Annotated in this window: 19 protein-coding genes and 1 tRNA gene; 14 read left to right on the plus strand and 6 right to left on the minus strand. The window is 58.8% G+C overall.

From position 1 onward, the window contains the following. Nucleotides 1-17: 17 nt before the first annotated feature. Genes QRN60_RS18290 through QRN60_RS18300 form a run of 3 tightly spaced genes read right to left on the minus strand, consistent with a single transcriptional unit; the run spans nucleotide 18 to nucleotide 5247 of the window. Complete coding sequence (locus QRN60_RS18290) at nucleotides 18-3089, minus strand: efflux RND transporter permease subunit (protein WP_020808555.1); 3072 nt, start codon at nucleotides 3087-3089, stop codon at nucleotides 18-20. After that, the gene (locus QRN60_RS18295) at nucleotides 3086-4171 is read right to left on the minus strand and encodes an efflux RND transporter periplasmic adaptor subunit (protein ID WP_020808556.1); all 1086 of its coding nucleotides are present in this window, start codon (nucleotides 4169-4171) and stop codon (nucleotides 3086-3088) included. The genes QRN60_RS18290 and QRN60_RS18295 overlap by 4 nt, the downstream gene beginning before the upstream one ends. Continuing rightward, nucleotides 4171-5247, minus strand: a complete 1077-nt coding sequence (locus tag QRN60_RS18300; protein WP_003506077.1) for an efflux RND transporter periplasmic adaptor subunit — start codon at nucleotides 5245-5247, stop codon at nucleotides 4171-4173. Before QRN60_RS18300 ends, QRN60_RS18295 begins: the two co-directional genes overlap by 1 nt. Nucleotides 5248-5548: 301 nt before the next feature. Here QRN60_RS18300 and QRN60_RS18305 point away from each other — a divergent pair, with 301 nt between their 5' ends. Beyond that, entirely contained in the window at nucleotides 5549-6163 is a 615-nt protein-coding gene (locus tag QRN60_RS18305; protein WP_003506076.1) for a TetR/AcrR family transcriptional regulator, read from the plus strand. 26 nt (nucleotides 6164-6189) lie between these two features. Here QRN60_RS18305 and hutC read toward each other — a convergent pair whose 3' ends face one another. Then, nucleotides 6190-6930 carry a histidine utilization transcriptional repressor HutC gene (gene hutC / locus QRN60_RS18310; protein ID WP_020012277.1) on the minus strand — a complete coding sequence of 247 codons (741 nt, stop codon included), beginning with the start codon at nucleotides 6928-6930 and terminating at the stop codon, nucleotides 6190-6192. Here hutC and QRN60_RS18315 point away from each other — a divergent pair. From QRN60_RS18315 to QRN60_RS18335, 5 genes are all read left to right on the plus strand, one after another. Continuing rightward, on the plus strand, nucleotides 6917-7402 hold the full coding sequence (locus tag QRN60_RS18315; RefSeq protein ID WP_236734553.1) for a hypothetical protein: 486 nt from the start codon (nucleotides 6917-6919) through the stop codon (nucleotides 7400-7402). The two genes, hutC and QRN60_RS18315, sit on opposite strands and share 14 nt — an antisense overlap. 91 nt (nucleotides 7403-7493) lie before the next feature. After that, the gene (locus QRN60_RS18320; protein ID WP_060723120.1) at nucleotides 7494-8531 is read left to right on the plus strand and encodes an ABC transporter substrate-binding protein; all 1038 of its coding nucleotides are present in this window, start codon (nucleotides 7494-7496) and stop codon (nucleotides 8529-8531) included. A gap of 96 nt (nucleotides 8532-8627) precedes the next feature. Continuing rightward, complete coding sequence (locus QRN60_RS18325; protein WP_060723119.1) at nucleotides 8628-9485, plus strand: ABC transporter permease; 858 nt, start codon at nucleotides 8628-8630, stop codon at nucleotides 9483-9485. Beyond that, entirely contained in the window at nucleotides 9478-10308 is an 831-nt protein-coding gene (locus QRN60_RS18330) for a quaternary amine ABC transporter ATP-binding protein (protein WP_003506071.1), read from the plus strand. Before QRN60_RS18325 ends, QRN60_RS18330 begins: the two co-directional genes overlap by 8 nt. Further along, nucleotides 10301-11809, plus strand: a complete 1509-nt coding sequence (locus QRN60_RS18335; protein ID WP_129565488.1) for an HAL/PAL/TAL family ammonia-lyase — start codon at nucleotides 10301-10303, stop codon at nucleotides 11807-11809. Before QRN60_RS18330 ends, QRN60_RS18335 begins: the two co-directional genes overlap by 8 nt. 216 nt (nucleotides 11810-12025) lie before the next feature. On the opposite strand, the gene QRN60_RS18340 is transcribed toward QRN60_RS18335, so the two are convergent. After that, nucleotides 12026-13066, minus strand: coding sequence for a LacI family DNA-binding transcriptional regulator (locus QRN60_RS18340; RefSeq protein WP_284766188.1), 1041 nt, complete (start codon nucleotides 13064-13066; stop codon nucleotides 12026-12028). Between the two features lie 148 nt (nucleotides 13067-13214). On the opposite strand from QRN60_RS18340, the gene QRN60_RS18345 reads away from it, so the two are divergent. The 8 genes from QRN60_RS18345 to QRN60_RS18380 all read left to right on the plus strand — a co-directional run bounded on the left by QRN60_RS18345 (nucleotide 13215) and on the right by QRN60_RS18380 (nucleotide 22188). Next, entirely contained in the window at nucleotides 13215-14180 is a 966-nt protein-coding gene (locus QRN60_RS18345) for a substrate-binding domain-containing protein (protein WP_060723116.1), read from the plus strand. Between the two features lie 104 nt (nucleotides 14181-14284). Further along, a complete protein-coding gene (locus QRN60_RS18350; protein ID WP_165001486.1) occupies nucleotides 14285-15289 on the plus strand; it encodes an ABC transporter permease in 1005 nt (334 codons plus the stop codon). A gap of 9 nt (nucleotides 15290-15298) precedes the next feature. Next, entirely contained in the window at nucleotides 15299-16117 is an 819-nt protein-coding gene (locus QRN60_RS18355; RefSeq protein ID WP_284766190.1) for an ATP-binding cassette domain-containing protein, read from the plus strand. A 23-nt stretch (nucleotides 16118-16140) separates the two neighbouring features. Beyond that, nucleotides 16141-17043, plus strand: coding sequence for a sugar phosphate isomerase/epimerase family protein (locus QRN60_RS18360; protein ID WP_131860935.1), 903 nt, complete (start codon nucleotides 16141-16143; stop codon nucleotides 17041-17043). Between the two features lie 83 nt (nucleotides 17044-17126). Further along, complete coding sequence (locus QRN60_RS18365; protein WP_080864716.1) at nucleotides 17127-18299, plus strand: Gfo/Idh/MocA family protein; 1173 nt, start codon at nucleotides 17127-17129, stop codon at nucleotides 18297-18299. Nucleotides 18300-18377: 78 nt separating this feature from the next. After that, entirely contained in the window at nucleotides 18378-19319 is a 942-nt protein-coding gene (locus tag QRN60_RS18370) for a sugar phosphate isomerase/epimerase family protein (RefSeq protein ID WP_129565452.1), read from the plus strand. A gap of 55 nt (nucleotides 19320-19374) precedes the next feature. Then, complete coding sequence (locus tag QRN60_RS18375) at nucleotides 19375-20304, plus strand: sugar phosphate isomerase/epimerase family protein (RefSeq protein ID WP_129565245.1); 930 nt, start codon at nucleotides 19375-19377, stop codon at nucleotides 20302-20304. 153 nt (nucleotides 20305-20457) lie between these two features. Further along, nucleotides 20458-22188: an AIPR family protein gene (locus QRN60_RS18380; RefSeq protein WP_284766197.1), complete on the plus strand. Its 1731-nt coding sequence runs from the start codon at nucleotides 20458-20460 to the stop codon at nucleotides 22186-22188. Between the two features lie 96 nt (nucleotides 22189-22284). Here the strand turns inward: QRN60_RS18380 and QRN60_RS18385 are convergent. Next, nucleotides 22285-22374 (minus strand) — tRNA-Ser (locus QRN60_RS18385). Nucleotides 22375-22531 lie beyond the last annotated feature (157 nt).

Consider the following 22531-nt stretch of genomic DNA (forward strand, 5'->3'; position numbering starts at 1 on the left):
CTCGCCCCGCACCGATGTCACGCCTTGATTTCTGTTCCCTCCGGCTTGTCATCCTCACGCGGAATGCGGAACCAAGCGACATAGAGCGCGGGGAGGAAAAGCAGCGTGAGCGCCGTACCCACCACGATGCCGCCCATCATCGCATAGGCCATCGGACCCCAGAATATCTCCCGGGAGATGGGGATGAGGGCAAGGGTGGCGGCCGCCGCCGTCAGCATGATCGGCCGCATGCGGTGCTCGGTCGCCTCGATGACGGCATGCCATGCCGAGACCCCTTCGCTTCTCAGATGCTCGATCTGCACCACCAGAATGACCGAGTTGCGGATCAGGATACCGATCAGCGCCAGCACGCCGAGAATGGCAACGAAGCCCATCGGCGCATTGGAGAAGAGCAGCGCCACCACGACGCCGATCAAGGCCGTCGGCGCGACGGCGAAGACCAGGAACAGCCGGCTGAAGCTTTGCAGCTGAACCATCAGGATCGTCGCCATCGCAAACAGCATCAAGGGCACCACGGCAACGATCGGAGCCTGCGAATCCGCGCTGGATTCCACGGAGCCACCGACTTCCATCTTGTAACCGACGGGAAGCGTTTTCTCGAAAGCCTCGAGTTTCGGCTTCAGCTGCTCCACGATCGTGGCTGGCTGTGTTGGGCCGATAATCGCGGCCTTGACGGTGACTGTCGGGATCCTGTCACGACGCCAGATGGTCGGCTGCTCCAGTTCGTAGCGGAAATTGGCAATCGCCGAGAGCGGCACGGCCTTGCCGTTTGTCGCCGGCAGTTGCAGGTTCTGTAATGTCTCGATGGACCCCCGCTCTGCCAGTTGCGCGCGCGCCACCACGTTGACGAGGTAAATATCGTCCCTGACCTGGGTCACGGTAGAACCCTCGACAATGCTGTTCATGGCATTGGCGATATCTTCCGAGGAGACGCCGAGCTGCCGGGCCTTGTCCTGGATGACATCGACCTTCACCACGCGCGTCGGCTCGTTCCAGTCCATCACGAGGTTCGAGAGCAGCTGATGTTCACCGACGATACCGGACAATTGCTGACCGAGTTCGCGGACCTTCTGGATATCAGGACCGCTCAGGCGATATTGGACCGGTTTCCCGACGGGAGGACCGATATCGAGCAATTTCACGAAGGCGTCGGTGCCGATGAATGTCCGGTCCAGATAATCCTGCAGCTCGGCACGCACCTTGTCGCGCACATCCAGCCCCTTGGTGACGATGACCGTCTGGCCGAAGGTGACGTCAGGTGTCTGCACGTCGAAGGACAGGATGAAACGCGGTGCGCCTTCGCCGACATAGGTCGTCCAATGGTCGATATCCGTATTTTTCGCCAACATTTCCTGCTCGAACTGCGCCATCTGCCGGTTGGTTTCGGCAATCGAGCTGTTCTGCGGCAGGTTCCAGTCGACGATCAACTCCACACGGTCGGATGACGGGAAGAACTGCTGCTGCACGAGGCTCATGCCGCCGACGGAAAGGCCGAAGAGGGCAATGGTGAGGATGATCGTCACCCAGCGCCAGCGCAGCGCCCGCCCGAGGAGCCAGGAAAAGGCGGAGGCGAACCGGCCCTTCTTTTCATGGTGCGATTTCATCGTCTTCGGCAGGATCGTGACGCCGAGAAGCGGCGTGAAAAGGACGGCGACGATCCACGATACGATGAGCGAAACGGCGATCACCACAAAAAGCGTGAAGGTGAATTCACCCGCCGCGGAGTTGTTGAGACCGACCGGAATGAAGCCTGCCACGGTGACCAGCGTGCCCGTCAGCATCGGGAAAGCGGTGGAGGTGTAAACATAGGTCGCCGCTTTTCTGAGATCGTCTCCGACCTCGAGCCGCGCGACCATCATCTCGACGGCAATCATCGCATCGTCGACGAGAAGCCCGAGCGCAATGATAAGGGCGCCGAGCGAGATACGTTGCAGCGAAATGCCTGTGTATTCCATGTAGACGAAGGTGATCGCCAGCACGAGCGGAATGGAAACGGCAACCACCATGCCGGCTCTGAGGCCAAGGCTGATGAAGCTTATGACGAGAACGATTGCAATCGCCTCGAACAGCGCCGAAGTGAAGCCGGAGACCGCTTCATCGACCACGGCCGGCTGATCGGATACACGATGCACATCGACACCAACAGGCAGATCCGCCACCACACGCTTCATCTGTGCATCCAGCGCCTCGCCGAAATGCAGCAGGTTCGCGCCGGTTTTCATGCCGATCGCAAGGCCGATAGCCGGCTGGCCGTTAAAACGGAACAGCGATGATGGCGGATCGACATAACCGCGCCTGATCGTCGCCACTTCCGTCAGTGGGAAGAACCGGTTGTTGACCCGCAGATTGATGGACCGCAGGCTGTCTTCAGAGGTGAACTGGCCGCTGACGCGCAGCGCCACACGCTCAGGCCCGGCATTAACGAAGCCGGATTGCGTGACGGCGTTCTGGGATTGCAGCGTCTTGATGATCGACTGTTGATCGATGCCGAGGGCTGCGATCTGCCGCGTGGAGAACTCCAGATAGATCGTCTCGTCCTGCGCGCCGATGACATCGACCTTGCCGATATTGTCGACGGTCAGCACCTTTGCACGGGCATCCTCCACCAAATCGCGCAATTGCCGCTGGCTGAGACCATCGCTGGTGAAGGCGTAGATATTGCCATAGACATCTCCGAAACGGTCATTGAAGAAGGGGCCGACCACGCCGGAGGGAAACTCCCCTTTGATGTCGCCGATCATGTTGCGCACCCGCACCCAGGTCGGTTCGACATTGCGTGCCTTGGTTTCCGGCACCAGTTCCACGAAGATTGTGGTGCGGCCAGCCACCGTCTGGCTGCGCAGATGGTCGAGATTGTCGAGCTCCTCGAGCTTCTTCTCGATCCGGTCGGTCACCTGCCGGGCCACTTCCTCCGCGGAAGCACCGGGCCATTGCGCGCTGATCACCATCGTCTTGATGGTGAAGTTCGGATCTTCCTCACGGCCGAGGTTGAGATAGGAGAAAACGCCGGCGAGAACGAAGACCAGCATGAAGTACCAGACGAGCGAACGGTGTTCGAGCGCCCAGTCGGAGAGATTGAATTTCTTCACTGACGGACCTCCTGATCGATCCTGATGGCCTGTCCATCCTTGAGCTTGTGAACACCGGCGCTAGCGACGCGCTCGCCGGGCTTGACGCCGTCGGTGATACGCACGCTGCCGCCCTCAGTCGGCTCACCTTCTATCGTGACAGGGCGCAACGTCACCGTTGCCTTGTCGGCATTGACGATCCAGACACCCCACCCACTATCTGTTTTCAGCAGGGCTGATGCGGGAAGCATGATCTGCGGTTCGGATGCGGCAAGCACCGAGGCCGTGACGACGGAACCCAGCCTGAATGCCGGCGGCGCATCCTGCAGGCTGATCTTCGTGCGGCGCGTGCGCGTTGCCGTTTCGGCTTCCGGAGCGATCTCGCGCACCACGCCGGTGGTGCGGATTTTCGGGTCAAGCTGCAGGGCGATCTCGAAGGCGGAACCGATCTCGAGCCGCTGCGCCGCAAATTGCGGAACATCGACCACCACATCGCGCACTTCCGGCCGGGCAATCGTCACGACCGTTTGGCCGGCCGAAACAACCTGACCGATTTCGCCTGAGGTTGCCGTCACCACGCCGTCAAATTCCGCATGCAGCTGCGCATAACCCAGCTGCTCCTCGGCCTTGTCCAGATTGGCGCGGGCCTTGGCGACGGCGGCGTTGGCGGTGCGTGTTGCCTGTTCGGCTTCTTCCAGTGCGGCTTCCGTGCCGCTGCGGGCTTCAGCCAGCACGCGCTGACGCTGTTCCGTCGTGACCGCGTTGGCCAGCTGCGCTTCCGCATTGGAAAGATCGGATTGCGCACTCTTCACCGCAAGCTCGAGCGCCAGCGGATCGATCGACGCGACCACATCGCCTTTCTTGACCAGATCGGCCACATCGACATTGCGGGCGATGATCCGACCGAGAACACGAAAACCGAGATCGGTCTGAATACGCGATTCCACCGTGCCGGTCAGCCGCAGCGCATCGGCGGGCTTCTCTTCCACGACGACGGAAAGTACCGGACGCGGCGCCTCGGCGGCGGCTTCCTGCTTCTCCTCGCAGGAGGAGACCGCAATCGCCACAGCCACCAAAAACAAGCTTCTGTATATACTGGACATTATTGTGCCTGCCCCTTTTCATAGGCGACTTTTTCACCGGTGCGGAGAAATTTGGTCCCGACGGTGACGACGAGATCGCCGGGATTAAGTCCTTGCGCGATGACGAATTGACCGGTCTCGTAGTCAGCGACCTCGACGCGCCGCATGGCGATTTCCGAGGATTGCGGATCGACCACCCAGACGGCGGGAAAGCCGTCCTGCGACGTCATCGCCGACCACGGAAGCTCAATCGCATCGACCTGCTTGAAGCGGAAATGGCCGGATACAGGCGCCCCGAGCGGCATGGTCAGATCACCGTTCAGACCCACCTTGACCCTGATCGTTCCATTGTCGGGGTCGATCGTCGGAGAAATCTCCCGCACTGGCGCCGCAACGCTGCGGGTGGGATCCGACAGGAGGCTGACATTGACGAGATTGTCGATGTCGCGCTCGAGAAACAGGGATTCATAGACATCGAAGACCGCATCGCGCGGTCCGTCATGCGCCAGCGTGAAGACAAGCTGGGCGGCCTGCGCCACCTGGCCGACTTCGACGTTGCGCGCCGTGATCACGCCGTCCGCATCGGCCCTGAGTTCGGTGTAGGACAAGGCATCCCGTGCCGTGTCGAGCTGCGCCTGCGCCGATCTCACCGCGCCCTGCGTCGTCAGCAGGGTTTCCTGGGCCTTGTCGACCGCTGAACGCGAGGTCACCTGCGTCCTGAACAGGCTTTGCTGACGGTCGAACGTCAATTGCGCCTGCGTCTGCTGCGCTTCTGCGGATTGCAGGTTGGCGAGCGCAACATCGAGATCGGCCTTTTGCTCTTCAGGATCCATGCGGGCAAGCAATTGCCCGGTCTTGACCCGTGTACCCACATCCACCAGCCGCTCGGTGATCTTGCCGCTGACCCGGAAAGACAGGTCCGTCTGGACCCTTGCTCTCACTTCACCCGTTATGACGCTGCCGCGATCGACGGGCTTCTTCTCAGCCGCGACCACGCCGACGGTGCGCAGCGGCTTTTCCGCAGGCGGCTCTTCATTGCTGCAGGACGACAGGGCGAAAATGCCGCCAAGCGCCGCCGCGATAAGGATGGTTTTCATGGTGACCTCTTGATCTTCGCCTCATCCTATAATATTTGACTGACTGAATAGTCAATGAAATTCTTATGCCGCCGATCGGGATCTGTCCGGAACATCGGGCCAGCCTCCCGAATGATCATTCCACTTCGTCCGGCATATCCTTGCGGGCGCATCGGCAATGTTCCGGCATATTGAAGCATGCGCGCCTTCACAAAAATCCATTCCGGTTTTTGCGCCGGTGCTATAGGCAAACCATCTCTCATTTCCGCCTATCGCGACGGACAGAAGGGCACGCGCCGAAAAAACAAAGGGATCCGGGGCCATGGCGAAAGCAAAACTGACACGTGCTGAACAGAAGATACAACGTCCGTTGCAAATTCTCGATGCCGCATTCGAGGAATTCACCAAAAGGGGATTTACCGCGACACGGGTAGAAGACATCGCGGAACGGGTGGGTGTGACGAAAGGGACGGTTTACGTCTATTTCGAAACCAAGGAGGCGCTCTTCGAGGCAATGGTCAAGCACGCCTCCCAGCCATTCCAGGAAGCGTTCAAGGCCTATGCGCATACATCCGACGACCCCGTCGAGGAGCTGCGCCTGTTACTGGAATTCATGTTCGACGCACTCGTCGACAACAAGAAAATGCGGGAACTGTTCCGCCTCATCCTTGCGGAAGGCGCAAAATTCCCCGATCTCATCGACCAGCATCATGACACGTTGATGGCGCCGGTCTTCGAGCGCATCAATACGATCCTCGAGGAAGGCGTGGCGAAAAAAAGGTTCAGGGCCAATCCCCCCGAACTCGCCAAGGTCGTGATGTCGCCCATGGTTGGAACATTGGTGTTTCGGCTGATTTTCAACGACCGGCGCATTTTAGACAGGCAGGCCGTTCTGAAGATTCATCTCGAACTGATCATGCGCGGGCTGCTGGCATAGGCATCACTGCACGCGGCCGCAGACCTCTATTCCTGACTTTCAAGCCGGTATCGGGAACCGGGATAGAGCAGCCGCACGGACGTGACGGCACGGCTCGACGACCAGGTTCTGCGGCGCACGAGAAGGCAGGGCTCGTTTCGGCTGATGGCCATCAGCTTGCATTCCCAGGGCTGTGGCGACGCCGCCTCGATGAACTGCTCGGTCCGGGAAATAGGTGCCGCCGCCGTCAGATAGGCATTCGGCGTGAGCGTATTGAAATCCTGCATCAGATAATCCGGAGCGATCTCCGCATTGACGAAGCGATCTTCGAGCTGGATCGGCACGTCATCTTCATGGTGCACGATGATGGAGTGGAAAACTTTCGCTCCCACGGCGATCTCGAGCGCCGTTGCGAGATCCGGACCGCAAACTTCCGTCTGGGCGAGGATCAGGCTTGGCCGATGGGTTGAACCGCGCTCCTTGATCTCGTCGGCGATGTTACGCACGCCCATCATGCCGGCGCTTCGCTTTTTAGGAGCGACGAAAGACCCGCGCCCCTGCACGCGAACAATCACCCCCTCGGTTGCCAGCTCCCGCAAGGCGCGGTTTGCCGTCATGCGGCTGACACCCAGCATGTCGACCATCTCGTTTTCTGAGGGTATCCTGTGGTTCGTCAACCACTCTCCGCTGGCGATCTTTTCCTTGATCTGTTCCTTCACCCGCTCATACAGCGGCAGGGAGGAGCGATCGCCCGAGACAGAAAACTCGCTTTCGATGACGGGCAGCATTAAAACTCCTAAAAATCGGGCGACTGCACAAAACGCAGCCAGAATCCGCGCAAGCACAAAATTATCACATCCTATCTTGCTTGTCTTTCGCAAATATGTGAAGTTACATATACAACTTGAGGGGAAAATAATGGCGAGCGAAGACTCGATCTCTGGCAGCCGCAAGTCTCCCGCCGACGGTCGGAGCGATATTCAAATGCCCGCTCAGCGCAAGGGCAGCAGCTGCCATGCCGGAGCTAAAGCTGTATTTGAAGGCTCGCTTGGGCAATATGCGCTGAAAGCTCATCCTTTTCAGAACCGGCCAGCCGCAGGCGCGTTCGACCCAAAGTCGCCGATACGCGCACCCCATGCGAATTTCCCAAAGTTGTATAGTGAACTTCCGGCACGCCGCTTCGAGGTGAACATCGAATTCCATATTGATTCGACGAGCGCCCGGCCGCCGATTTTGACGGGATATGAAATGCATCAATGACCACCGGGCTCAGGGGCAAACACCTGCCCAGGGCGCGCCCGGTTCACGCATGCCAGCAAATTGCCAATCATCAAACCAAAAGGGGAATGCAATGCTGAATTCAAAACTGAAAATCGCGCTGGCCACCACCGCGCTCATCATGGGAGCGTCCGCAGGCGCGGCCAAGGCGGAAGGCTATTGCAGCGCAGGAAAGACCATCACCTTCGCCGGCATCGACTGGGAAAGCGGCGCTTTCATCACCGAAGTCATGAAGGAAATCCTTTCCAAGGGCTATGATTGCAAGGTCGATTCCATTCCCGGCAACTCCGTGACGCTGGAACAGGCAACCGCCAATAATGACGTGCAGATCTTCGCTGAAGAATGGATCGGCCGCTCCGACGTCTGGAACAAGGCTGCGGAAGCAGGCCAGGTCACGTCAGTTGGCAAGACCTTCGTCGGCGCCGCCGAAGGCTGGTTCGTGCCGGAATATCTGATCAAGGGCGACCCCGCAAAAGGCATCGAAGCCAAAGCTCCGGACCTGAAGAGCGTCGACCAGCTTTCCGATCCGAAGATCGTCGAACTGTTCAAGGACCCGGAAGAGCCTACCAAGGGCCGCTTCCTCAATTGCCCGTCGGGCTGGACCTGCGAAGGCGTCAACACCGCCAAGCTGCAGGCATACAAGCTGGAAGCAAACTATGTGAACTTCCGCCCGGGCACCGGCACTGCGCTCGATGCCGCAATTGCCGCCGCCTATCTCCAGGGCGAGCCGATGCTGTTCTACTACTGGAGCCCCACGGCAATCATGGGCAAATACAAGCTCGTCCAGCTGCAGGAGCCGGCCTATAGCGACGCCTGCTGGAAGGAACTGACAAGCGCGGATGGAAAGCGCGACGCCGGTTGCGCCTTCCCCTCCGTCGAGGTGGCCTATGGCGTGAACAGCACCTTTGCCAAGGAAGCGCCTGAGATCATCGCTATCCTTGAAAAGGCAACCTTCCCGCTGACGGAAATCAACGCCAGCCTCGCCTACATGACCGACAAGCAGGTCGATGCGACAGCCGCCGCCAAGACCTTCCTTCAGACCAAGGCCGATATCTGGAGCAGCTGGGTTTCTGCGGACGCCAAGGCGCGTATCGAAGCCGCCGTCAAGTAAACATCGCAGGCGCGCCGGACTTCCGGCGCGCATTTTCCCGTCAGGACAGGGGCCGGCCTCCCGGAAATGGGGTCGGCAGGCGCGAGGACGACACCAATGTTTCCTGAAGTTTTCCATATTTCCATCCGCGGCCCGATCAATGAGATCGTGCGCTCGCTGGTGGTAAACTACGGCTACCTTTTCAAGGCGATCTCACAGACGATCCTGCAGGCGATCCTCTTCGTGGAATGGGCGCTGCGCGGTCTGCCGTGGTGGGTCATTTTTCTGGTCTTCCTGGTGCTCGCCTGGTTCGCGGCGAAAAAGATTTCGCTCGTCATCATGGTGGCGGTGATGCTTTTCATCGTCGGTGCGCTCGGTCTCTGGGACCTGACGATGCAGACGCTGGCGCTGATGCTGATTGCCAGCGTCATCTCCATCGTCATCGGCGTGCCAATGGGTATCCTGCTTGCCAAAAGCGAATGGGCCCGGCGTATCACCCTGCCGATCCTCGATGTCATGCAGACCATGCCGAGCTTCGTGTATCTCATCCCCGCCATCATGCTGTTCGGCCTCGGCAAAGTCCCGGCCGTACTTGCCACCATCGTTTATGCCGTGCCGCCGTTGATCCGCCTGACCGATCTCGGCATCCGGCAGGTGGACCGGGAAGTGGTGGAGGCGGCGACCGCCTTTGGCGGCAGCCCGAGACAGATCCTTTTCGGCGTCGAATTGCCGCTTGCCACACCCACGATCATGGCCGGTCTCAACCAGACGATCATGATGGCGCTTTCCATGGTCGTCGTCGCCTCGATGATCGGTGCGCGCGGTCTTGGCGAACAGGTGCTGAACGGCATCCAGACGCTTGATGTCGGTAAGGGCCTCGAAGCGGGTCTCGGCATCGTTATTCTCGCAATCGTGCTCGATCGTATCACCCAGGGTTTTGGCCGATCCAGCCGGAAGGAAATGGGCAATGACTGATATCCATATCCGCAACGTGTCCAAGATCTTCGGCGGCAACTGGAAGGCTGCGCTCGCCATGGCGCAGCAGGGCGCGGAAAAGAGCGAAATCCTGGCGAAGACGGGATGCAGCGTCGGCCTCGACAATGTCAGCCTCGATATAGCGGGCGGCCGCATTTTCGTGATCATGGGCCTCTCCGGCTCCGGCAAGTCGACGCTGGTGCGCCACATCAACCGTCTTATCGAGCCGACGAGCGGCGAGATTCTCGTCGGAGACGACAATGTTCTCGCCCTCAAGGCGAAGGAGCTGCGGGATTTCCGCAACCGGCGCGTCAGCATGGTGTTCCAGAATTTCGGCCTGATGCCGCACCGCACCGTCTTGCAGAACGTCGTTTATGGCCAGCGCGTGCGCGGGCTGACCAAGGCCGACGCACGACCCATCGGCATGAAGTGGATCGAGACTGTCGGCCTTTCAGGCTACGAGGACAAGTTTCCCCACCAGCTTTCCGGCGGCATGAAACAGCGCGTGGGTCTCGCCCGCGCGCTGGCGGCCGATACCGACGTCATCCTGATGGACGAGGCCTTTTCGGCGCTCGATCCGCTGATCCGCGCCGACATGCAGGACCAGTTGCTGCAGCTCGAAAAGAACCTGCACAAGACCATCGTCTTCATCACCCACGATCTTGACGAGGCGCTCCGCATCGGGGCGCAGATCGCGATCCTGAAGGACGGAAAACTGGTGCAGGTGGGAACACCGGACCAGATCCTCAACAGCCCCGCAAACGACTATGTCGCCCGTTTCGTGGAGCGCCGCGCAGGTGCGGGGGAAGCCCAGCATGGCTGATACGGTCACCATTGATCGTCCCCTTACCTGGCAAGAGATCGCCGCCGTCGCAAAGGGTGCGACGCTTTCCCTGTCGGATACGGCGTGGCGGCGCATCGCCAAGGCCCGCGCCATCGTCGATGCGCTCGTTGAAAAACGCGTGCGCGGTTATGGCATCAATACGGGTGTCGGTGCGCTCTGCGATGTGATCGTGGATAGTCCGCAACAGCAGGCCCTCTCCCGAAACATCCTGCTCAGCCATTCCTGCGGCGTCGGAGAACCGCTCGGGCGCGAAGAAACGCGCGCCATCATGGCTGCCCAGATCAACAACTTCGCGCATGGTTACTCCGGCGTGCAGGTCAAAACGGTTGAAGCGCTGCTGGCCCTGCTGAATGGCGATATTCTTCCCGTCATTCCCTCGAAGGGGTCGGTGGGTTACCTCACCCATGCCGCGGCCATAGGCCTCCTACTGATCGGCGAGGGCCAGGCCCGCCACGGGAGCGAATTGATCAGCGGCAGACAAGGGCTGGAAAAGCTCGGCCTCGAACCCATGGTCCTGCAGGCAAAGGAAGGGCTGAGTCTCGTCAACGGCACACCCTGCGCCACCGGTCTCGCCAGCCTCGCACTTGCCCGCACCACTTCCCTTATCGACTGGGCCGATGCGGCAGCTGCTATGAGCTATGAAAATCTTGGCGCACAGGCGGACCCCTTCGCCGCAGAGCCGCTTGCGCTACGCGCCTCGCCCGGCATCCAGACCGTCGGCGCGAACCTGCGCCAACTCCTGGCCGGAAGCCCGCTTCTTGCCCGGTCGGCCGGATCGCGCACGCAGGATCCGCTCAGCCTGCGCGCCGTGCCGCAGGTGCACGGCGCCGTTCGGGATAGCGTCGCGCAGATCGCCGACGTCGTGAACCGCGAGCTTGCGAGCGTCACGGATAATCCTGTTGTCACCGGCACGCCGCAGGCGCCCGAGGTCCATTCCCAGGCCCATGCAGTTGGCGCGGCACTCGGGCTTGCCATGGATGGGCTGGCAACGGCCGCAGCCGAACTTGCCGCGATTTCCGAGCGCCGTATCGACCGGCTCGTCAACCCGCTTGTCAGCGGGCTGCCTGCCTTTCTGGCAGAAAGTGACGGTGTCTGTTCCGGTTTCATGATCATCCAGTACACGGCCGCAGCGCTTGCCGCAGAAAATCGCCGCCTTGCCGTTCCCGCCAGCCTCGATGGCGGCATCACCTCCGCTCTGCAGGAGGACATACTCACTCATGCCACCGCCGCTGCCGACAAGACACTTTCGATTATCGGCAATCTGGAAACCATTCTGGCGATCGAGATCATGAGCGCGGCGCAGGCTTACGACATGCAGCCAGACAAAGCCGGCCGTGCACCCGGCACCGATACGCTCCACCAGCGTATCCGGACGACAGTGCCCTTTTACCGTGACGACCGGCCGCTCAACAACTTGGTGGCTGCTGCGCGGGAAATACTGCAGACCACGCATGCAGGGATACGCGCCGACGCGGGTTGACTGCTGCGGTAGAAATCTGGCTGAACAGGATGTGGAAGAGGTTACTCTCTGCCGGTCTTGTGGGCGATGAGAACGGTTTCCGCAATCGCGCTGGCGACATGGTGCGGAGCCGCCTCGAGGCGACGCTCCGTCCAGTCATCATGCTGTGCGCTTTTGCCGAAAGCCCGTGGACGATCTTGCCCGGATGAGCCTCCAAATTCCGGTGAGCATGCCGAGCTAGGTCCAGATGCTTTCGGGTGTCAGGATTTCGAAGGGCACAATCCGCTGTTCGACGGAGGACGAACCACCGTTTTCGATGCGCCGTAACATTACGTCGATCAACTGCTGCGGCATCCTGTCGAGGGGAAGCGGCAGCGATGCGGTGATCAGCCCTTCGTTGAGGCCCTTGCGCGTTTCCGGGCCGATATCGTTACAGATGATTTTTATGCCGCGCTGCCGCTCGACAGGCAGTTCTCGAAGTGCGCGCAGAACACCAGATATGCCGCCGCCATTGACATAAATCCCCCTGAGCCCGTGTTCGGCAGCAATCATGTCCCGAACGATGACATAGGCATTTTCCGGCTCCTCGTGGGTCAGCAGCGTTTCCGCGACCTGAAGTTCGGGGGTGTTCTCCCGCATATAGGAGCGAAAACTCGCATCAGAAACATCCTGACACTGGTAACGATTGCTGCCAATCAGCGGCACGACCGTTCCCTCGCCCTTCACCGTCTGGCTAAGGAACCACGCCGCCGTGCGGCCGCGTTTCCAGCTATCGGTCCCGACAAAGCCCGCCCGGCTCGCCGCGGACAGATCGGACACATAAGTCACCACGGGAACGCCCCTGCCCCGCAGTTCGTCGATCGCCTGGCTGACAAGCGGGTGGTCGGCCGTCACCACCGCGATTGCGCTGCAGGATTGCCCCATCTTCAGGAGATTGGCGGAGACGGCCTCCGGCGAAAGATCGTCCTCGAAAACAACGTCCGGCTCGATAATGCTATCCGGCCGCTGGCGTGCGGCGGCAATGATCCCTTCCGCCCAAAGCCGATAGAGCGGCCGGTGGGATTGCTGCATCAGAAAGCCGAGCCTGTGGTGAGGCATAGCCTCGCGACGACGGTCCTTGATGGTGCCGAGACCATAAAAACCGATTTCCTCCGCCGCCTTGAGAATCTGGTCGATCGTATCCTGTCGCACGGCGGTCGAACCGTGCAGCAGCCGGTTCGCCGTGGAGATGCTGACGCCCGCGGCCTTCGCAAGATCGGTGATGGTCGGTCGGTTCATGGCGCCTCACAATCCTATCATTCCTGAATGACATATAATGATACGAAATGCAACATTAAATGAAATACAAATTCCATTCTTATGAAAATGAAAGATATAAATCATCCCATCATGAGGGCCCGTTGGGAGAATGGGCAGGGAGGAAACAATGGCATTTTTCAGGAAATTTCTGGTCGCGGGCGCTGCGTCGCTTGTGATGGCATCCGGTGCGTTTGCGGCCAATATCGCCGTTGTCGGCGGCAAGAATGACGATGCGTTCTGGAACCTCATCAAAAAAGGTGTCGACGACGCACGCCTCGTGGTCGAGGCGAATGGTGGCAAGGTCAACTATCTCCGCCTGCAAACCTACGACAACTTTGCACCCGATGTGGTGCAGCTGATCCAGACCGCCATCAGTCAGAAGGTCGACGGCCTCGTCATTCCGAACTGGGTTCCGGAAGGCGAGGACCCAGCGATCCGGGAAGCCATCAATGCCGGCATCAAGGTCATTCTCATGAATGCCGGGGGGCACGAGAAGGCCAGGGAACTTGGCGCGATCAATTATGTCGGCTCCGATGAATATCTGGCCGGTGTGGCCGGCGGCGAATATTTCGCCAGGCAGGGCAAAAAGAACGTTATCTGTGTCAACACCGTTCCTGGCGCCGCCAATCTCGAAGCACGATGCAAAGGGGTCCTTGACGGCATCACCAAGGCCGGCGGCACCGGCAAGCAGCTGCCGCTTCCCGCCACCAGCTTCGGCGATGCCACCGCCGTCGCCGAAGCGATTAAGGCCACGCTGCTTCAGGACGGCAAGATCGACGGCGTCCTTACCATTTCGGCAGGTGACGCGGATTCGGCCGCCATCGGCGTCATGCAGGCCGGCAAAACCGAAACCGCCCTGCTCGGCACTTTCGATCTCAACCAGTCCGGCCTCGACCGCATCAAGGACGGAACGCAGGGTTTCGCAATTGACCAGCAGCCCTATCTGCAATCGCTGCTGGCGGTGACGCTTCTGGCCTCGGCCATCGATTTCGGCACCGATCTGCCGACCGCCCCGCTGCTGACCGGACCGAGCATTGTCGACAAATCCAACATCGAAGCCACGCTTGCCGGCGTCGCCAAGGGTGCGCGCTGAGCGGTGAGACACGCCCTGCCCCGACCCCCGCCGTACCGGGGATCGGGACCTGACGGGTAAAGGACACCGCCTCGAAACCTTTGACTAATAGTGGAGTGAACGACGTGAAAAATCTCTCGTTGGGCGACCTTTTGCGCCGTCCGGAATCGGGCGCCTTTCTCGGCCTTGTTTTTGTTCTTGCCTTTTTTGTTGTCTTCGGCAGCATCGAATTTCTGAAACCCGCCGGCGCCGCAAGCTGGCTGAATGTCGCTGCCAATCTTGGTATCGTCGCCATTCCCGTCGGGTTACTGATGATTTCCGGCGAGCTGGATATTTCCATCGGCGCAATGATCCCGGCCGGCGCGCTGACGGTCGCCATTATCTCCGGTTATTACGGCATGCCGATCTGGCTCGGTATCATCGGCGCGCTTTGCCTTGGTGTACTAGTCGGGCTGATCAATGGCTTTCTGGTCATAAGAACCGTGGTGCCATCCCTGATCGTGACGCTCGGCACGCTCTTTGCCGTGCAGGGTCTGATCCTCGGTTTTTCGGTGCTGCTGACCGGAACGACCAGTGTGGCGCTAAGTCCGGCCCAATCCGGTCCAATCGCCAAATTCCTGTTCGGACAGTTCATCGGCGGCAGTTTTCAGGTCAGCATCGTCTGGTGGCTGCTGCTGACGGCGATCTATGTCTTCTATGTCCATTATTCGCCCTTCGGAAACTGGATCTTCGCCATGGGCGGCGACCGCGTGAGCGCTCGCAACGCCGGTATTCCCACCGACAAGTTGACGGTGACGCTTTTCGTCCTTTCCTCTGTCAGCGCCTCCTTCGTCGGTGTCTGTCAGGCCATATTGTTCAATGTCGCCCAAGTCTCGGCAGGCATGACCTTCATCTTCAACTCCATCATCGCGGTCGTCGTGGGCGGGGTGTTGCTGACCGGCGGCTTCGGTTCGGTGATCGGCATTTTTCTCGGCACCATCACCTTCGCCATCGTCAATCAGGGTATTTATTTCACCGCCTTCGACCGCAACTGGTCAAGCCTCATCATCGGCGTCATGCTGCTCTTGGCGGTGCTGATGAACAACACCTTCCGCGTCATGGCGCTCACCTATTCACCGAAGAAGAAGTGAGGACGGACGATGACGACACCCATTCTCGAACTTAAGAGTGTCAATAAATCCTTCGGCCCCATCGATGTTCTGCACGATATCTCGCTGAAGGTGCGCGCGGGCGAGGTGCTGTGCCTGCTGGGAGACAATGGCGCTGGAAAATCCACGCTGATCAAGACGCTGGCTGGCGTATACCAGCCCAGCTCAGGCGAATTGTTGATGGATGGAAAGCCGATCAATTTCGACGGGCCGCGCGACTCACAGCGCATGGGGATTTCCACTGTTCATCAGTTCGGCGGAACCTTTCCGTTGATGAGCATCGGCCGCTCCTTCTTCGTTGGCGCCGAACCGACCAAAGGTTTCTGGCCCTTCCGGATTTACGACCGCAAGAAAGCCAATGAAATCGCCGTCAAGGCCGTGCAGGAATTCGGTATCACCCGCATCGATGACGGCGACCGCCTGATCGGCGGGCTCTCCGGCGGCGAACGGCAATCGCTCGCCATCGCCCGCGCGGTGCATTTTGGCGCACGTGTTCTCATCCTTGACGAGCCGACGGCAGCGCTGGGCGTGAAACAGGCGTCCCACGTTCTGCGCATTGTGCTGGCAGCGCGCAAGCGCGGGATAGCGGTGATCTTCATCACCCATCAGGTCACCCATGCCATCGCCGTCGGCGACCATTTCGCCGTGCTTATCCGTGGCGCGGTCGCCGCCAACTTCCGCAAGGGCGAGAAATCCCGCGAGGAAATCACTGATCTGATGGCCGGTGGTGAAGCGCTCGCCGATCTAAGCGCAGAGGTGGAAAATTACATGGCCGGTCATGACGACCATCCGCCGCCGCCATCCAATTGAAACATTGAGAAGGATCAAGACCGATGAAAATCGCCATCGACCCCCACATGCACCGTTTTAGCAGCCTCGAAGCCCTCCCAGCCAAAGTGAAGGAACTCGGCTTCGACTGGATCGAGCTCAGCCCGCGCGCCGATTTCCTCGAATGGTTCAAGGCGCCGCGTGTGTTTCCCGAGCGCATCCGGTCCTTCAAGAAGGCTTTGAAGGAGGCCGATGTCGGCATCGCCTCGCTGCTGCCAATGTATCGCTGGGCCTCCAATGACGAGACCGAACGGCAGGCGGCGGTCAAACACTGGAAACGCGCCATCGAGATCGCCATCGAACTGGAGGTCGACACGATGAACTCCGAATTCGGCCGTGGACCGCATCCCGACAAGGGCTCCTGTTATTGCTGCCATACCGGCTCGATGATCGAGGCCTGCGAGGATGCCTGGTGGCGCTCGATGGAAGAGCTGGTGCCGATCTTCGAACGCGAAGGTATCAGCCTGCATGTCGAGCCGCATCCGGAAGACTGGTGCGAGACGCTGCAGCCGGCGCTCGACATCATCCGCACCGTCAATTCGAAGAACGTCAAATTCCTCTATTGCGCGCCGCATACCTTCTATTTCGGCGACGACACCAAGGCGATGCTGCGGGAAGCCAGGGATGTGCTGGCGCATGTGCATGTTGGCGATACCTTCAACCACAAGGCCAGTTCCGGGCTTCGCTACATTCTCAACCCGCCCGGCACGCAGGCGCGAGTGCATCAGCATCTGAATATCGGCCAGGGCGAAGTGCCGTGGGACGACTTCTTCGGCACGCTCTCCGAAATCGGTTTCGACGGCATCATGACCTCCTGCGTCTTCGCCTGGGAGGACAGGGCGGATGAATCGAGCAAGTTCATGCGAGCCAAGATGCAGGACTATATCGACCTCTATTTCAAGAAATAACGCGGCAAACCGGCGCTGATGACGAGGCAGGCCTTGCCTCACGCGACAGACCATTCGGAACATCAAATTGAAAGGCGATTGACATGATCAACGGAGAAAGACTGATTTCACGCCCGCTGCGCTGGGCCATGGTGGGCGGCGGACGCACGGGACAGGTAGGTTACAAACACCGCACCGGCGCATTGCGCGACGGCAACTACCAGCTCGTCGCGGGCGCCTTCGATCTCGATGCCGAAAGGGGCCGCGATTTCGGCGTCAATCTCGGCGTGGCGGCGGAGCGCTGCTATGCGGATTACAAGGCGCTGATCGCGGGTGAAACCGCCCGTGAAGACGGCGTGGACGTCGTCTCCATCGCCACCCCCAATTTCACCCATTATGAGATCACCAAGGCCTGCCTCGAAGCCGGGCTGCATGTCGTCTGCGAGAAACCGCTGTTCTTCACCGTGGCGGAATGCGATGAAGTGGCGCGGCTCGCCGAACAGAAGGGCCTGATCGTCGGCGTCACCTATGGCTTTACCGGCCATCCACTCGTCCACCAGATGGCGGCCATGGTCAAAAAGGGAATGCTGGGCGACATCCGTATCGTTGACCTGCAATATACCCACGGCTTCAATGCCGGTGACGATGTGGGCGCGGGCGAGGCCGTCAAATGGCGCACCAATCCCCGTACCGCCGGCCCGACCTTCGTGCTGGGCGATATCGGCACGCATCTTTATTATCTCTCGGAAGTCGTGCTGCCGCATATGAAGGTGGAACGGCTGCTCTGCGACCGTAAGGCCTTCATCCCCACCCGCGCCCCGCTGGAAGACCACGCCACCGTTCTGATGCACTATGACAATGGCGCACGCGGCCGCCTCTGGGTCTCCTCCGTCAATGCCGGCAATATGGGATCGCAGCGTTACCGCTTCGTTGGCTCCAAGGCCTCGCTTGAATGGTCTGATTCCCACCCCGACCAACTGATCTACGAGGTTCAGGGCGAACCCGGCCGCATCCTGCACCACGGCATGCCTTATCTGGAACAGGAAAGCCTCGCCATCGATCGTATGGGCGCGCTGCATACCGAAGGCCTCGGTGACAGCTGGTCGAACATCTACCTCTGGATCGCCCAGGCGATCGACGCAGCAAATCGCGGTGACAGGGCCTTTCTGAAAACCCACCATTATCCCGGCATCACGGCCGGCACCGAAGGCGTTCGCTGGCTGGAAAACTGCGTCCGCTCGGCCGATGCCGGCGCCGCCTGGGTCGACTTCGCATAACCAGTTCGGGGGCGCGCCGGACCACTCTCCCGTCCTCCTCCTCACGCGCGTCCCCATATTTTTCGGAAAGACAACACAATGAAACTCGCGATTTGTACTGATGTCATGGCGAACCTGTCCTTCACAGATATGCTCGACAAATGCGTCGCGCTTGGCGTCGAAGGCATCGAGATGACCGGAGGCGGATGGTCCAGTGGCCCGCATTTCCGGGCGGACGAACTTCTGGCGAACAAGGGGCTTCTCAAATCCAAGCTCAAGGAAATCGAGGCTCGCGGCCTCGAAATCGCCGCCCTCAATTGCTCCGCCAACCCGCTCGATCCCGGCGATATGGGCAAGCGCCACTTGAAGGAAATGGAGGACACCGTTCGGCTCGCCGGTGAAATCGGTGTGACGAAGATCGTCACCATGTCCGGCCTGCCGGAGGCGGCGCCCGGCGATACCGTGCCGAACTGGCTTGTCTACACCAAGAGCTGGCCGAACGAGATGCCAGAGCGCGACCGTTACCAGTGGGAAGATCGCGCTTTCCCCCTCTGGCATGGGCTCGTGAAGCTCGCGAAAGAAGCTGGCGTCGAAAAATATGCGCTCGAGAATTTCTCGGCCATGCTTGTCTGGAACCCGGAAACCCTGCTCCGCCTGCGCAACGAAGTCGGCCCGACGGTGGGCATGAATCTCGATCCGTCGCATCTGATGTGGATGGGGGCTGATCCCATCGCGTCGGCCCGTGCGCTGGGCGGTGCAATCCACCATTGCCATGGCAAGGACACCCGCATCGAACGCGGCCTGGCGGATGTGAACGGTCTGCTGGAGCTGAAGGAGGTGACTGACGTCGCCAACCGCAGCTGGAACTATGTGGCGGTAGGCGCCGGCCGCGACCTGCAATGGTGGAAGGAGTTCTTCTCCGTCGTGCGCATGGCCGGTTACAATGGCTGGGTGAGCCTCGAAATGGAAGATTTCACCATGTCCACCGAGGCAGGCATCCAGTCCTCCATCGACGCCCTGCAAGCCACCATCAGCCGCTGAAACCTGCTCCGGGCCGCAGAAGGCGGCCCGGCGTCAATTGCGCCACGAGGATGCCATGACCAACCAGATCACCATCACCACCGCTCCCTGCTGCTGGGGCGTCGACGACGTCAAAAATCCCCATCTACCCCATTGGGAAAAGGTGCTGGGCGAGGCGAAGGCCGCCGGTTTCGGCGGTCTGGAACTCGGCCCCTACGGTTATTTGCCGCTCGATCTCAAGCGTGTTTCACAGGCGCTCAATGAGCGCGGCCTGAAGATCGTCGCCGGTACGATCTTCGACGATCTGGTCTCACCGGAAAACCGCCGCAACCTGTTGCGCCAGACCGACGAGATCTGTGCGTTGATCACCCGCCTGCCAAAACCCGAAACCCATGCCGGCCAGCGTTTTCCCGCCCCCTATCTGACGGTGATGGACTGGGGACATGACGAGCGGGACTATGCCGCCGGCCATTCCGACCGCGCGCCGCGCCTCGATGGAAACGCCTGGAACGGCATGGTGGAAAACATCCGCGCCATCGCAACGCTCGCCCGTGAAAAATACGGCGTGCGCGCCACCATCCATCCCCATGCCGGCGGCTACATCGAATTTGCCGATGAGTTGCAGCAGATCGTTGAGGACATTCCCGCAGATCTGGCTGGCCTCTGCCTCGATACCGGCCATATGGCCTATTCCGGCATGGATCCCGTCGCCACGCTTCGCCGCTATTGGGATCGTGTCGATTATATTCATTTCAAGGATATCGACGCCGCGGTTTTTGACGCGGTTATAGGAGAACGTATCCGCTTCTTCGACGCCTGCGCCAAAGGCGTCATGTGCCCGATCGGTCGCGGCTCAATCGATTATCCGACCATCCGCAGCCTTTTGACGGAACTCGGCTATGGCGGCTATATCACCATCGAACAGGAGCGCGATCCGCGCAATGCCGGCGGCATTCTGGATGATCTGGCGGCCAGCAGGGCGTTTCTCGCTGAGAATGGGTTCTAATATCAAGCCGCAAATAGCCTTTGTTACGTCCATTCTGTCTTCCGGGGACAACGCGATTCCCCGCAAAACGGCAAGATTTTTACTCACTCCCGATATTTACAACCCTTGCGCTAAAATCATATGCTGCATAAACTTAAATTGAATCGTTGCGCAATGAGGACACTGCACTATGCATTTGTAACAAAATCATATTTCAACACCTTTTGTCAGAACTTCGGCGCGCCATATTCGGACAGCAAGAATTTCGAAGCATTTGCAAATTATTGCATTTTCTCAAAATATACTGGCGATAGTGTTGAAATTTCTGATCTTGTCTACGATGGCGCTGATCCGGGCATCGACGGAGCTTTTCTTTACCTTGACGATCGTGCCGTAATGTCTCTTGACGAATTAAGCGAGATATTTGACGGCTCAAGGCGCGAGTATTCTGTATCGGTTGTGTTTACACAGGTAAAATCATCAACCTCTTGGAGCAAGATGGAGGTAGACTCCTTTATAGCCGCCGTGGTTGATCTTCTCTCGGATGAACCTGCACAGCCACATGCACCGCATCTTGCAGAATTTCGATCGATGTTCAAAACTGTGTTCGATAACATAGGCCGAATAAAAAATGGCCTCCCTGATCTACACGTCTATTTTTTGACAGCGGCACCGGATACGGATGCTCCTGAGATAAATGCGGCATTTTCGATAGGAGAAAACTCACTAAAGAAGCTGGGCTATGCCCATGACACGCGATATGTCAAAGATCACAGAGACTTTATTCACGATCTTTGGCTCTCTGCTGATGGACCAGTCGAAGCGCGGCTCCCAACTATCGGATACGCACCCTTTCCTGCTGCACCAAATATAAACAACGCCTATGTTGCGACAGTTCAGGCCCGAAACTTCATAGACACCGTCTTAAAAAGCGCAGACGGAACACCGAGAAAAAAACTCTTCGAAGAAAATGTTAGAGACTTCCTTGGGGTTGATGCAGACGTCAATTCTGAAATTGCCAGTACCCTTGATGAAGCAGACAAAAAGTCGCGCTTTGGCTTGATGAATAACGGAATAACGATCGTCGCGTCCAGCGTACGACCAGCAGGCCAGGAAATCTTCATACGCGATTTTCAAATCGTCAATGGCTGCCAGACTTCTAACGTTTTGATCTCGCTAGATGAAAAGGTCGACGCGAGTGTTAGCCTCATGGTGAAGCTTATTGAAGCAGATGAGCCCTCTGTAATCGATGACATAGTAAGAGCAACAAACAGACAGTCAAAAGTCGAAGATGCGCAATTTATATCGACTCTTGATGTACTGAGAAAACTTGAGCAATATTTTAATGCTCGAGGTGCTTCTGAAACGAACCGCTTATATTTTGAGCGCAGAAAGGGGCAATACGCACCGGAAAATGTTGTGCCTGTTAGGGTATTTGACGTGCGAGAGACGGCGAGGTGCTACGCTGCGATCACAATGATGCGTCCGGATTTGGCAAGCCGTTATCCAAATCGATTGACGGGCGAACTGTTAAACGACGTCTTCAAGCCGGGATCACCAGAAGAAACCTATTACACCGCTTGCTTTGCTCACTATCGCCTAAAGATGCTTATTTCCAATAAGAAATTTGATGGCAGATACTCTAAGTTGCGTTGGCATTTGATGTGTGCCGCTGCAAAATATTGCTCTGAGAACTATAAAAATCTTGGTTGCAAAACAAAGAACGAGGCCATTTATAGCTTATTTTCCGCAAACGAAGGTGTCTGGTTCGATCGACTAAACGCTTTGGTCACAGCAGCCATTCCTGATCCGGACATCTCGCGGGATCTACTGAAATCACCGCCGCTAACCGCTACTATTCTTTCAAATGTGGATGCATTGCAGGAAAATGCGTCATTCGCTTAGCAGGAAGCCTCGGCGCAAAAAACGCGGGCATTGCCGCCCCGATAGCCGCCTCCTCGAAGACCTTCTAATCGAGACGACATGGGAATTATTCGTAAATGGCGGAGAGGGTGGGATTCGAACCCACGATACCCTTGCAGGTATGCCGCATTTCGAGTGCGGTGCATTCGACCACTCTGCCACCTCTCCGCATGCGCGAACGCTTGCGTTGCGCGCTCCTCTTAAACATCAATGGCGTGACTGACAAGGGGAATTTCGTGTTTGTGTCACAAATTATTCGTCATGGATGAGGTTGGGGAAATGCTTAGGCTTGTGGCTGTTTTGGCGGATGTTTTGGGGGTGACAC

Source organism: Agrobacterium sp. CFBP2214 (assembly GCF_030209895.1).
Lineage (GTDB): Bacteria > Pseudomonadota > Alphaproteobacteria > Rhizobiales > Rhizobiaceae > Agrobacterium > Agrobacterium radiobacter.

What these genes read in the sequence shown, in the direction of transcription:
- QRN60_RS18380 (WP_284766197.1), top strand. Translation starts at nt 20,458, where the DNA reads ATGAGGACACTGCACTATGCATTTGTAACAAAATCATATTTCAACACC.
- QRN60_RS18300 (WP_003506077.1), bottom strand. Translation starts at nt 5,247, where the DNA reads ATGAAAACCATCCTTATCGCGGCGGCGCTTGGCGGCATTTTCGCCCTG.
- QRN60_RS18330 (WP_003506071.1), top strand. Translation starts at nt 9,478, where the DNA reads ATGACTGATATCCATATCCGCAACGTGTCCAAGATCTTCGGCGGCAAC.
- QRN60_RS18335 (WP_129565488.1), top strand. Translation starts at nt 10,301, where the DNA reads ATGGCTGATACGGTCACCATTGATCGTCCCCTTACCTGGCAAGAGATC.
- QRN60_RS18365 (WP_080864716.1), top strand. Translation starts at nt 17,127, where the DNA reads ATGATCAACGGAGAAAGACTGATTTCACGCCCGCTGCGCTGGGCCATG.
- QRN60_RS18320 (WP_060723120.1), top strand. Translation starts at nt 7,494, where the DNA reads ATGCTGAATTCAAAACTGAAAATCGCGCTGGCCACCACCGCGCTCATC.
- QRN60_RS18325 (WP_060723119.1), top strand. Translation starts at nt 8,628, where the DNA reads ATGTTTCCTGAAGTTTTCCATATTTCCATCCGCGGCCCGATCAATGAG.
- QRN60_RS18370 (WP_129565452.1), top strand. Translation starts at nt 18,378, where the DNA reads ATGAAACTCGCGATTTGTACTGATGTCATGGCGAACCTGTCCTTCACA.
- QRN60_RS18355 (WP_284766190.1), top strand. Translation starts at nt 15,299, where the DNA reads ATGACGACACCCATTCTCGAACTTAAGAGTGTCAATAAATCCTTCGGC.
- QRN60_RS18305 (WP_003506076.1), top strand. Translation starts at nt 5,549, where the DNA reads ATGGCGAAAGCAAAACTGACACGTGCTGAACAGAAGATACAACGTCCG.
- QRN60_RS18295 (WP_020808556.1), bottom strand. Translation starts at nt 4,171, where the DNA reads ATGTCCAGTATATACAGAAGCTTGTTTTTGGTGGCTGTGGCGATTGCG.
- hutC (WP_020012277.1), bottom strand. Translation starts at nt 6,930, where the DNA reads ATGCTGCCCGTCATCGAAAGCGAGTTTTCTGTCTCGGGCGATCGCTCC.
- QRN60_RS18375 (WP_129565245.1), top strand. Translation starts at nt 19,375, where the DNA reads ATGACCAACCAGATCACCATCACCACCGCTCCCTGCTGCTGGGGCGTC.
- QRN60_RS18360 (WP_131860935.1), top strand. Translation starts at nt 16,141, where the DNA reads ATGAAAATCGCCATCGACCCCCACATGCACCGTTTTAGCAGCCTCGAA.
- QRN60_RS18340 (WP_284766188.1), bottom strand. Translation starts at nt 13,066, where the DNA reads ATGAACCGACCGACCATCACCGATCTTGCGAAGGCCGCGGGCGTCAGC.
- QRN60_RS18315 (WP_236734553.1), top strand. Translation starts at nt 6,917, where the DNA reads ATGACGGGCAGCATTAAAACTCCTAAAAATCGGGCGACTGCACAAAAC.
- QRN60_RS18345 (WP_060723116.1), top strand. Translation starts at nt 13,215, where the DNA reads ATGGCATTTTTCAGGAAATTTCTGGTCGCGGGCGCTGCGTCGCTTGTG.